At 41.7% G+C, this 11,085-nt stretch carries 13 protein-coding genes and 1 pseudogene; 3 read left to right on the top strand and 11 right to left on the bottom strand.

The window, feature by feature from the left end; genetic code table 11:
* Nucleotides 1-122: 122 nt before the first annotated feature.
* Nucleotides 123-572: pseudogene (locus tag IQ242_RS07645) on the top strand (tetratricopeptide repeat protein); the annotation flags it as partial.
* Nucleotides 573-1,154: 582 nt separating this feature from the next.
* Here the strand turns inward: IQ242_RS07645 and IQ242_RS07640 are convergent.
* The 7 genes from IQ242_RS07640 to IQ242_RS07610 all read right to left on the bottom strand — a co-directional run bounded on the left by IQ242_RS07640 (nt 1,155) and on the right by IQ242_RS07610 (nt 4,172).
* Nucleotides 1,155-1,451 carry a type II toxin-antitoxin system HicB family antitoxin gene (locus IQ242_RS07640; protein WP_002768606.1) on the bottom strand — a complete coding sequence of 99 codons (297 nt, stop codon included), beginning with the start codon at nt 1,449-1,451 and terminating at the stop codon, nt 1,155-1,157.
* A 12-nt stretch (nt 1,452-1,463) separates the two neighbouring features.
* Nucleotides 1,464-1,808 (bottom strand): hypothetical protein, encoded by a 345-nt coding sequence (locus IQ242_RS07635; protein WP_193959547.1) that lies wholly within the window; start codon nt 1,806-1,808, stop codon nt 1,464-1,466.
* A gap of 8 nt (nt 1,809-1,816) precedes the next feature.
* Nucleotides 1,817-2,164, bottom strand: coding sequence for a hypothetical protein (locus IQ242_RS07630; protein WP_193959546.1), 348 nt, complete (start codon nt 2,162-2,164; stop codon nt 1,817-1,819).
* 3 nt (nt 2,165-2,167) lie between these two features.
* Complete coding sequence (locus IQ242_RS07625) at nt 2,168-2,329, bottom strand: hypothetical protein (RefSeq protein WP_193959545.1); 162 nt, start codon at nt 2,327-2,329, stop codon at nt 2,168-2,170.
* Between the two features lie 707 nt (nt 2,330-3,036).
* Nucleotides 3,037-3,579: a transposase gene (locus tag IQ242_RS07620; RefSeq protein WP_002771339.1), complete on the bottom strand. Its 543-nt coding sequence runs from the start codon at nt 3,577-3,579 to the stop codon at nt 3,037-3,039.
* A gap of 222 nt (nt 3,580-3,801) precedes the next feature.
* Nucleotides 3,802-3,984 carry a type II toxin-antitoxin system HicA family toxin gene (locus IQ242_RS07615; protein WP_012267861.1) on the bottom strand — a complete coding sequence of 61 codons (183 nt, stop codon included), beginning with the start codon at nt 3,982-3,984 and terminating at the stop codon, nt 3,802-3,804.
* Complete coding sequence (locus IQ242_RS07610; RefSeq protein WP_002771342.1) at nt 3,981-4,172, bottom strand: type II toxin-antitoxin system HicB family antitoxin; 192 nt, start codon at nt 4,170-4,172, stop codon at nt 3,981-3,983. The genes IQ242_RS07615 and IQ242_RS07610 overlap by 4 nt, the downstream gene beginning before the upstream one ends.
* A gap of 375 nt (nt 4,173-4,547) precedes the next feature.
* Here IQ242_RS07610 and IQ242_RS07605 point away from each other — a divergent pair, with 375 nt between their 5' ends.
* Both IQ242_RS07605 and IQ242_RS07600 read left to right on the top strand, forming a co-directional pair.
* The gene (locus IQ242_RS07605; protein ID WP_228020870.1) at nt 4,548-4,733 is read left to right on the top strand and encodes a DUF4160 domain-containing protein; all 186 of its coding nucleotides are present in this window, start codon (nt 4,548-4,550) and stop codon (nt 4,731-4,733) included.
* Nucleotides 4,734-4,737: 4 nt separating this feature from the next.
* Nucleotides 4,738-4,986, top strand: a complete 249-nt coding sequence (locus IQ242_RS07600; protein ID WP_002785172.1) for a DUF2442 domain-containing protein — start codon at nt 4,738-4,740, stop codon at nt 4,984-4,986.
* A 182-nt stretch (nt 4,987-5,168) separates the two neighbouring features.
* Here IQ242_RS07600 and IQ242_RS07595 read toward each other — a convergent pair whose 3' ends face one another.
* From IQ242_RS07595 to IQ242_RS07580, 4 genes are all read right to left on the bottom strand, one after another.
* Entirely contained in the window at nt 5,169-5,507 is a 339-nt protein-coding gene (locus IQ242_RS07595; protein WP_125731514.1) for a DUF86 domain-containing protein, read from the bottom strand.
* On the bottom strand, nt 5,504-5,797 hold the full coding sequence (locus IQ242_RS07590) for a nucleotidyltransferase family protein (RefSeq protein ID WP_002763046.1): 294 nt from the start codon (nt 5,795-5,797) through the stop codon (nt 5,504-5,506). Before IQ242_RS07590 ends, IQ242_RS07595 begins: the two co-directional genes overlap by 4 nt.
* Nucleotides 5,798-6,480: 683 nt before the next feature.
* Complete coding sequence (locus tag IQ242_RS07585; protein WP_193959544.1) at nt 6,481-9,267, bottom strand: tetratricopeptide repeat protein; 2,787 nt, start codon at nt 9,265-9,267, stop codon at nt 6,481-6,483.
* Between the two features lie 231 nt (nt 9,268-9,498).
* On the bottom strand, nt 9,499-11,085 hold a 1,587-nt coding region (locus tag IQ242_RS07580), incomplete at its 5' end, for a CHASE2 domain-containing protein (protein WP_193959543.1).

The following is an 11,085-nucleotide window of genomic DNA, read 5'->3' as shown; positions in this document are numbered from 1 at the left end:
TGTTCTATGTTAAGATGTTGGTGGCTCATTTTGGGTCTGATTTGTTTTTGTTAATGATCAGACAGTACCTGATGAGCCTTTCTTTGTCAACTCTTGAGGTTGATGCGTTTCATTTTTGAATTGGCGTTATTCGACGACAAACTGGGGATAAGGAGGGTGCTTTAGAGGATTTAGATAAGGCAGTTAGCTTGAATTCCAATAATCCGATCGCCTATAATAACCGGGGAGTTATTCGCTTTGATTTGGGAGATAATGCTGGTGCTTTGGAGGATTTAAATATGGCTATTTCTCTCCAGTCTAACTATGCTGAAGCTTACTATAATCGAGGTTTAGTTAAGGAAAAAATAGGCGATAAGAAGGAAGCGATCGCTGATTATCAATTAGCAATTACTTATCAGCCAAATTATGGCGAAGCTTATTATAACTTGGCTCTTGCCACCTACGATGATAAAAATCCTAGTAGTCGAGTAGCGAGCCTTAACTATTTGCAAAAAGCCGCTAATGCTTTGATAAAAACTGGTAATTTAGAACTGTATGAACGGGCGGTAGAATGGATGTTAAAAATGCAGTAATTTCTCGAAAAAATAAGCTCAGGTTTGACAAAGGCTTCAAGATTTGGCTATTTCAAGCCTTCAAAGAGCGGGGGAGTCTCTTATTGCCGATGAATTAGCCGCTAATCATCATACAAGGTTGGGTTGACGTAAGGAAACCCAACAATAAACCCAAGGAAACCCAACAAAAAGATTCAGACGGATTTAGGTGTTGCCTGTTGGGTTTCGCTTTCCCTGAGAATTGAGAGGTTTTCTTTAACATATTTATTCGCTCAACCCAAGCTACGAAACTAGACGTAAGGAAACCCAACCATAAACCCAAGGAAACCCAACAAAAAGATTCAGACAGATTTAGGTGTTGCCTGTTGGGTTTCGCTTTTCCTGAGAATTGAGAGGTTTTCTTTAACATATTTATTCGCTCAACCCAACCTACGAAACTAAAGTCGATTGGATTGACGTAAGGAAACCCAACAATACACCCAAGGGAACCCAACAAAAAGATTCAGACAGATTTAGGTGTTGGGTGTTGGGTTTCGCTTTCCCTGAGAATTGAGAGGTTTTCTTTAACATATTTATTCGCTCAAACCAAGCTAGAGACTGCACCTAGTTTTTTACACACAATTCCTGATGCTTTAAAATAGCTTCTGATACCTCAATGAGTAGAAAAGCGATCGCATCTTGATGATCCGCGTCGGTTAAAATGGTTTCGAGGGTGCTAGGGGTGGGAATTTCGTCCCCATCTGCCAACATGAAGGAAATATGACCTTTTAAGGCTTCAGTTGCCATTTTTTTCGCTTCTTCGATGGTTTCTCCTGCACTAATACAACCCGGAAAGTCATAAAATTGTACCCCATAATCACTATGGTTATCTTTATGAACGGTGGCTAAATAAGTAATCATTGATTTCTCATTTCAGGTTCGCATTAGATTATATTCTTCGCGGATTGATGAAGTTAGAGATTCCACTAAGATTAATTTTTCCTCAATTGACAGGTTTTTTCCTTGTTTAATTAATGTTTGTAAAGACATTTTTTGCAAATCAAATTCTGGCACAAGTAGAGCCAATTCTTGTGTTTGTTGATTTTGTAAGTCAGTAATTAATTCTTGTAAAAATAGAGAATCATTACTTAAGTCTGAAATTTCATCTTCATAGTTTTCGAGAGCTTCTATTTGTTGAATACGGTCACTATAATTTTTGAGAAGGGATTCGAGAGCTTCGATAATAAATTGGATGTCTTTAAATGATAGAGTTTTCATAGTTTACCTCAACTTACACGATAAAAAAATTCACCAATTACCCTTAAAGCTTGTTGATAGGTTTCTATTGACATAGGAAATAAGGGTTTCCATAACCAGTGATTACCTCGATCATTAATTAATTCTAGCTCACTGGGAATAGAAATTACCCGATCTAGTTTCCACCAGTTGTTTCCTATTCCCTGAAGGGAAAAGGTCGAAATTCCCCCCGGTGTTTGTCCATCGACAAGGGTTTCTTTTACCCATATTTGCCCATTATTTTCATAGATAGCAATATCTTTGTTAGGACGAACATGATCCATTCTGGGAGATGTAGCATTACCTCTACGGTATAAATCAACGGGTGTTTTTATCATTTGTCACCTCCCTAATTTGCGTAAAAGTTGCATCACCTTTTCATAAGTTGCCATATTATTCTGTTGGTGGAATAATATAGCTGCTTGTTGTAGATCAATTTTTGCTTTTTCGGTTTGTTTTAATTCGGCATATAAAAGACCACGACTACGGATTATAGTAATCATAGCAATTATCGTCCGTTGGGTTGACCCAAGGAAACCCAACAAAAAGATTCAGACAGATTTAGGTGTTGGGTGTTGGGTTTCTACCGTAGGTTGGGTTGACGTAAGGAAACCCAACAATACACCCAAGTAAACCCAACAAAAAGATTCAGACAGATTTAGGGGTTGGGTGTTGGGTTTCTACCGTAGGTTGGGTTGAGGCACGAAACCCAACAATACACCCAAGGAAACTACCGTAGGTTGGGTTGAGGCACGAAACCCAACAATAAACCCAAGGAAACTAAAGTAGGTTGGGTTGAGGCACGAAACCCAACAATACACCCAAGTAAACCCAACAAAAAGATTCAGACAGATTTAGGTGTTGGGTGTTGGGTTTCTACCGTAGGTTGGGTTGAGGCACGAAACCCAACAATACACCCAAGGAAACTACCGTAGGTTGGGTTGAGGCACGAAACCCAACAATACACCCAAGGAAACCGAACAAAAAGATTCAGACAGATTTAGGTGTTGGCTGTTGGGTTTCGCTTTTCCTGGGAATTGAGAGGTTTTCCTTAACCTATTTATTCGCTCAACCCAACCTACGGACTCTACAGTAGTCAGGAAACCCAACCATAGACCCAAGGAAACCCAACAAAAAGATTCAGACAGATTTAGGTGTTGGCTGTTGGGTTTCGTTCCGATGACCCAACCTAGGAAACGATGCGATCGCTCTATTCATAGCCAACCTGCACCGGAAAGATGATTTCTTCATTTGCACCCCAGTCAATCTGATAGATTTCTTGTTGAACATAACGGTGAAAACTGGAATATTCCCAAGCTGAAGGAGCATTAACTAATCGATGTTTTACGGGATTATAATGAATGTAATCTACATGAAAAATGAAATCTTGCTCGTTTTTGATTAAGTGTTCCCAGAACCGTCTTTGCCAGATAGTTTGTTCTTTTTTATTCTCTCTCGAAGTATTCATTTTTCCGTGATATTGTGAATCGCAGTTACGACTAAAATAGCTTTTTATTAAACGCCAACGAGTGGAAAAATTGGCATCACCTTCGGGTAAAGTCCAAATGCAGTGCAGGTGGTCGGGTAAAATGACAATGGCATCGATTGTGAATGGGTGACGTTGCATAACGTAGCGAAATGCTTCTCGCAAGAGGGAGATATTTTCTGGTTCGCACAAGAATTTTTTACGCTTGTGAGTGACAAGAGTAAAAAAGTAAGTTCCTCCCTCAATTTTTGCCCTTCGATACTGCATAATAAGTATTGATTATTCTGGCGCATAATCTCCCTTGTCGGTTAGATTGACCAAAGGAAAACCCAACAAAGCATAACTGGTGGATTTGTTGGGTTTCGTTCCTCAACCCAACCTACGAAACTACTACGAAACGATATGATCGCCCTTTTTTAAATCATATAGTAATCATTTTTCCATAGATCCTTTGCTTCCTTGTAGCCTTGTTTGATTCGCACTGTGAATTTATCTGTCGCCTGTAAGACTTTTGATAATCTTTTTAGCCAATCGCTCATTAATTTCTCGATGTCTGGGAATTGGTTCTGTTTTTCCAGTATCTGGATTATGGTAAATATCGTGTTTCCCTCCACGTCTAATCAAATAGCAGCCAGCTTGCTCTAATTGTGCAATTAAATCATGCCTTTTCATGCGATTTCAAACTCTGCAACTCTCTTGATTCCGGGGATTTCTTCCGTAGTAAATGTTCTGTAGAGATCGACCAAGTTTTCGATTAATTCTTCTAAGTCAACACCTTGGGTCCAATGATCGGGAAATTCATTCAAATAGCCCAAGAACATCCCATCTGATTCTTTCCAATACGTATATGGAATCCTCATGGTGAAATCCTCATTCTGCGTTGCTAACGATATTAAGTTAACCCCTATTATAACTGAATTGCTCCCAATCCACGATCAGCTTTATTATCGGGCTTGGCAGCGAGATTGCCGCTTTACACTTCGTTAATGCAGCCGACAAAATTGGCGTTCGCTAATTCAGACGGATTTAGGTGTTGGGTTTCGTTCCGATGACCCAACCTCGGAAAGGATGCGATCGCTTTTCGTCCTCTAAAACAGTGATCGCACCAAGATGACAAGCACTGTAGCATAACCCACTGAATATTATAAAATTGGTGGTGCGTTACATTTCATGCTTGGCCAAATCCAGCCAAATAAGCTTTAACCTCATGCCAGAAATTTTCAGACTGGAAGGCTATGTTTTCTTTTTCTATGCCAGAAGGCAATGAACCCATGCACGTTCACGTTCGACGGGGCGGCGGATATGCTAAATTTTGGCTAGAGCCGCTAGAATTGGATTATGCTAAAGGTCTAAAAACCAAAGAAATTGTTCGGGCTGAAGTTATCATTACAGAAAATATAGAAATAATACGGAGGAAATAGCACGATGTATTTGGTACATGAAAGCATAGTAAAAGCTCAAAAAGTTTGGGTTGAAGATAAATGGATTTGTATTCGTTTAGAAGACGATAGAGAAATTCGTTTTCCTGCTTATAAAAATAAACGCTTATCAAAAGCAACCTTTGAACAATTAGCAGAGGTTGAGTTAATTTGTGATGGCACGGGATTACATTGGGAAACCTTAGATGAGGATTTGTCCATCATTGGCATTTTAGAAGGAAGATTGGGTGCTTAAATGTTAAATGCTTAAAAAAATCGGCTCTACCGAACCTAGTAATCATAGCAATTACCGTCGGTTGGGTTGACCCAAGGAAACCCAACAAAAAGATTCACACGGATTTAGGTGTTGGGTGTTGGGTTTCGCTTTCCCTGAGAATTGAGAGGTTTTCTTTAACCTATTTATTCCCTCAACCCAACCTAAGAAACTGATTCTAGATGCCTTAAAATCTGTTCTTTCAAATCATCCAAATAATTTTCTACCACCTCCCAAACTGTATTAAGGTCAATTCCCCCTAAATAATCATGTACTAAAATATTCCTAAAACCAGAAATATTACGCCAGTCAACATTGGGAATATTTGCCTTTAATTCCTCCGAAAGCCTTTGAGTTGATTCTGCCAAAGTTTGTAAGCGTCTAATGATAGCATCGCTGATCATTGAATTAGCAAAAAACTCCTGTTTTCCCCCTTGGGAATAGTCCTTAATTTTATCAATACAGTCTAAAATATATTCAAGATAAACTCGATCTTCATTCATAACTTAATTGCCTCCTTTAAGATTCGCTGTTTAATTAGATGATGAAGGCTTTTTTCAGTTACTACATCCACTTTACACCCTAAGAGAGCCTCTAAATCAACTAATAATCCACCGGGAAACCAAGGGGATGTTTTAGCTAAATCATAATCAATTAAAAAATCAATATCACTATTTTCGGTTTCCTCTCCTCTAGCAACGGAACCAAATACACGCACATTAAAAGCACCATGTTTAGTGGCAATTTTTAGGATATCCTCTCGTTTGTCTTGTATGAGTTGTTTTAAGGTCATAAAATAACATCCATCCCGAAGGTTTTTTAATGAACAATTAACAGACTAGACTAGAAAAAACTAACTACTGATAATTCACCCCTCCCCACTTATCCCCCTAATTGTTGTAAAACCCGCATCACCTTTTCATCAGTTGGGTTTCTACCGTAGGTTGGGTTGAGGCACGAAACCCAACAATACACCCAAAGAAACTACCGTAGGTTGGGTTGAGGCACGAAACCCAACAATACACCCAAAGAAACTACCGTAGGTTGGGTTGAGGCACGAAACCCAACAACAGACCCAAGGAAACCCAACAAAAAGATTCAGTGTTGGGTGTTGGGTTTCTACCGTAGGTTGGGTTGAGGCACGAAACCCAACAATACACCCAAAGAAACTACCGTAGGTTGGGTTGAGGCACGAAACCCAACAACAGACCCAAGGAAACCCAACAAAAAGATTCAGACGGATTTAGGTGTTGGGTGTTGGGTTTCTACCGTAGGTTGGGTTGAGGCACGAAACCCAACAACAGACCCAAGGAAACTAAAGTAGGTTGGGTTGAGGCACGAAACCCAACAATAGACCTAAGGAAACCCAACAAAAAGATTCAGACGGATTTAGGTGTTGGGTGTTGGGTTTCGCTTTTCCTGAGAATTGAGAGGTTTTCTTTAACATATTTATTCGCTCAAACCAACCTACGGACTCTAATTTTTACTCATTTCTTGGCGAATCATGCTGATTAGTTTTTGAGCTTTTTGATAACCTGCTTCATTCCCTTGTTGACGATATAATTCTGAGGCTTTTTCGGCATCAGCAAGGGCTTTTGGAAACTCTCTTGTCAGGGCATAAAGAACCCCCCGATTGTTGTAAGCATCAGCATCATTAGGATTAATTTTAATAGCTTTGTTCCAGTCAGCTAAAGCTAATTCGTATTTTTGTTGGTTAAAGTAAAGAACCCCCCGATTGTTGTAAGCTATAGCATAACTACGATTAAGTTCAATGGCTTTGCTGTAGTCAGAGAGGGCTAAATCGTATTTCTGCAAGTCTTTGTAAAGAAGCCCCCGATTGTAGTAAGCCATAGCAAAATTACGATTAAGTTCAATAGCTTTGTTCCAGTCAGCTAAAGCTAATTCGTATTTTTCTTGGAGACGGTAAAGAACCCCCCGATTGTTGTAAGCCAGAGCAAAATTAGGATTAAGTTCAATGGCTTTGTTCCAGTCAGAGAGGGCTAAATCGTATTTTTGTTGGTTATAGTAAAGAAGCCCCCGATTGTAGTAAGCCCCAGCAAAATTAGGATTAAGTTCAATGGCTTTGTTCCAGTCAGAGAGGGCTAAATCGTATTTTTGTTGGTTATAGTAAAGAACCCCCCGATTGTAATACCAAGCAGCACGGGGAGCGAGATTAATTGCCTGATTAATCGCCGCTAATCCCTCATCATAGCGTTTTAATTTATCTAATACTCCGTATTTCTCATTATAGGAATTGGGGTTATTAGGGACCAGAGAAATCGCCTGATTAATCACCGTTAAGGCTTGCTCATAATTTTCTCTGGCTTCTCTTTCTCTACCAGCACTTGTTGAGAAGTCACCTAAAGAGCGATAAACTCCACTTTGCTGTTGTAAAATACTACTGTGAAAGTTCTTTAAATCTTCCCCTTTAGGTAAGGTATTAATCGCTTGTTGCAAAGCTTCTATAGCTGGTTGATATTTATCTAAAGCAAATAACGCTAATCCCTTCCCATACCAGGCTAAATAGACATTCTTGGGGTCATTTTGCTTAATCGCCTCATCAAAGGCTTTAATTGCTTCCTCATGCCTCCGTAACCGCCATAATTGTCCTCCCCTTTGTATCCAAATATCCGCCGTCGCATTGGTATTAGGAACAATAACACCAGTAATCGCTTGAATAATTTCTAGTTTTTGTTGCGGACTAACTTGGGTTTGAGCAGTGGTTAATAATTGCGGTTTTACCTTGAATCTTTCTTGCAATCCGATAAAAGTGCTAATGGGAATCCCTAAACTATACCCTAACTGAATTTCCGTTACCCCTGCTGTTTCCGAACTTCCATGAATCCCTATTACTCTCCCCTGGGAGTCTAAGACTGCACCGCCACTCATGCCCCCAAATGTGATGCTGGTATAAACTAATTCATACCCTCCTTCTAAAGAAGCAACACTTTGTAATGTTCCTCCTTGTTCATTGCTTAAGTCACTTTGGCGGGTTTGTATTAATCCCCGTTCTTTATCGTTAATTCTACCGCCACTAAACAACCATTTCGAGGGATTTTGTCCAATTTTGGCGAAGCCTGCGGCAAAAACAAAATCATCGGTATTTGGGTTATAATTCGCTATTTCCGCAACGGGATAATTGTCCAGGCTTTCAAACTGAAAAACTGCTAAATCTACCCCTTTCTGCCGGATGATGGTGCTTTTCTCGATGTTTCGAGTTTTGCCGTCGCTGGTGACGACGGTGTAGGTGTAATCAGCACAGCTGTCGGTGCGTGCCATTTCTCCGCAAAGGACGTGATCGGCGGTTAGGACGGTGTAAATATTCCCTTCTTTAGCGATAATTACGCCACTTCCATTGGCAATTACGCCACTTCCATTGGTTTTACTGCTACTATCAATCCGGACGGTGAAACCCTTCGCTTTCGCTTCTAATTCGGCGATATAGTCAGTAGGGGCGGTGGTTTCTATATCGGGGTTCACCTGCGGTAGGGGTAGGTTATAGGCGCTGAGGATTTCGGGCCGGATGTAGGTTAATAGGGTATGAAGGGGAATGCCCCAGTTAACCGCTCTCATCTGTTGGATTTCTGCGTCTGTGGGTTTTGTACCGTCCTCGTAGATGTAGTTAGAGAGAATCGGATGGGCCGATCGCCCGTTAATGCCGATTAAATCCCGCTCGACAAAAATGCCGCCGCCACTCATTCCCTGCACGATATCGCCACTATAACCGACGCTGTAGCCATCCCGGAGGGGTCGATCGCTCACCTGTTCGAGGGTTCCCTTTGTCGTCCGATACTGTCCCGTTTCGGCAACATATCCCGCGGCCACCACTTCTAAACCGATGCTGTTTTGATTGATGGTAAACTCCGCGATGGTGGCGATCGCATAGTCCCGGGTATCGCTAAACTCCAGCAGAGCGAGATCTTGATTCTCCGATAGGGAATTGGGGACAATGCGGGCCGCACGGCTGTGGCCGTCGTAAGTTTGTACCTGTAGGGTTTTCGTGTTGCGGGTAACGTGGGCGTTGGTTAGGATAAGGTAATTATCGCCTTTTTTAGCGATAATCGTCCCTGATCCCCGATTTGTCTCGCTAGTAATCCGAACGGTGACTCGTTGTAGGAATTGCTCCTCGGTAAGCTCCTGATCGCCCTGTGCCGTCAGAATGGGATCATTAGAAATATTTCCGGCAGCCGGGGTGATAAGGGTTAACCCAGGTTGAGGCAGTAGGGAGAAAAGAAGGATGAGGGCGATCGAAGGTTTGATCATGGCTGTTACCTAGGGTTTGCTGAATAAATGTGAAATGTAGGCAAGGTAAGAGTTTTGTCGTTTTTCTCGTGAAACAGGTGCAAGATTTTGAGAGAATCGTGCTTCAAAACCTTGCGTCTTCATCGGCCCGGGTCCTGTAGGGGCGAAGCATTCGGGCAATAACCTATCGGTGAAACCGGAGATTTTCTATCCGAATGCTTCGCCCGTACTTTTTCAGCAAGCCTTACCTAGCTATTTTAAGTAGTAAGAACGAAGAAAAAAGAAGATACCGGAGGTGGTGAGAAGTGCGATCGCTGGGGGGATAATCGGAACCCAGAGACCGAAATAACTAAAGAGAAGCCAACCGATACCAGTAAGGGAAATCACAGCAATCGCCACTGTCAAAAGTACCGTTTTTACCCGAAGAAAACGCCACGTTAATAATCCCCCCACCAGAGACCAACCCAGCACCCAGAAAGCCTCCTGTAGGGGATTCCAGAAAGCGATCGAGGTACGTTTTCCTGTCATTGTATCGAGAATTTGACTGACCGCGTGCGCGTGCAAATAAACCCCCGGAATTGCTTCCGATGGGTTGCGACTAAAGGGGGTTAAAAAATCATCGATCCCGGGTTCTGTTACTCCAATCAGGACAATTTTTCCCCGGACCGATTCGGGATTAAAACGCGGATCTAAAACCTGTTGGAGAGATTTTTTCGGGGCAATTTTTGTGATTGCATCGCTGCCATTATCGGCGATTCGACGGTAAGCGAGCATAACTTGACGGCCGGATCGGGTATCGGATTGACTGGTTCTGTAGGGGCCGCGGTTGGATTGTAGCCAGTCACCAAGATGAGTATCCCCGATATTAATTTCTAGAATTCCCCGCTGCAGTTTATTGCAGTCAAAATCTTGATTCTGGGATTCTAGATATCGTTTGGCAATTAGGAGACTAAAACTAGGAGCATAATCTTTAAAATTACAGGATATTGAGTCAACTGTGGCCAAAGAATCCGGGGGAAGACAGGGAGAGGTGCGATCGAGTTTTGCCTGATATAAAAAACGACGAATTCGGGGAACTCCGGCAATGGTTTCGTCTGGGACTATGTTACTAAAACCACTCTGATTTTTTGGCAGTTCCGGGGGTGGGGGAAATCCGTCCGGTTGCGGGTAATTATTAAACTTACAAATCGAGATAAAATTAGGAGTATTTTGTAATTGTTTGGCTAGGGGTGGATAATCTTGACTGGCAGCGATGGGACGGAGGATATCTAAGGCGATAATTTGCGGTTCGTAGGGCAGTAATTTATTTAAAAGCTGCGATAATGCTTCTCCTGCGAGGGAACGTTTTCGATCGCTTCCTGGTATTGTTGGTCTTTTCATACCCATGCGATCTTGATATTCCCAATCTTGGCGATCAATGGTAATAATTAATAATCTGTCATCGGGTTTATCTTTGGGTTTTAGTTGCATCAGACGATCATAAATATTTAATTCTAAGGGTTCTAAAATTCCTGTTTCTCTTATTGCCAAGCCTGTCATCGTTACGGCTAAACCTAAACCGAAAGTTAGAGCAAATCGTCGCCAATTTTGTTGTTTTTTAGGGGAGTTACTAAAACTATGCCAAGTGGGGGGTTCTTCGGTGGGATTGGGGCAAACTACGGGCAACCAACTGGCACAGGGATAGTCTTTTTCCCAGTCATCGTGGAGATTTTTTTGGGCTTCATGTACGGCGCTATAGAGAGATTTATTATTGGTAAAAGCGGTTAAAAAGTATTGCAGAAATTTGGGAGAAACGGGATCGGGTAATTTCTCGCGCATAAAGATTAGATGGGGTAATGC

This window comes from Microcystis sp. LEGE 08355 (genome assembly GCF_015207185.1).
Taxonomy (GTDB): Bacteria; Cyanobacteriota; Cyanobacteriia; order Cyanobacteriales; family Microcystaceae; genus Microcystis; species Microcystis panniformis.
The sequence above is the reverse complement of the archived record's forward strand: the minus strand, read 5'-3'. Positions and strand labels throughout refer to the sequence as shown.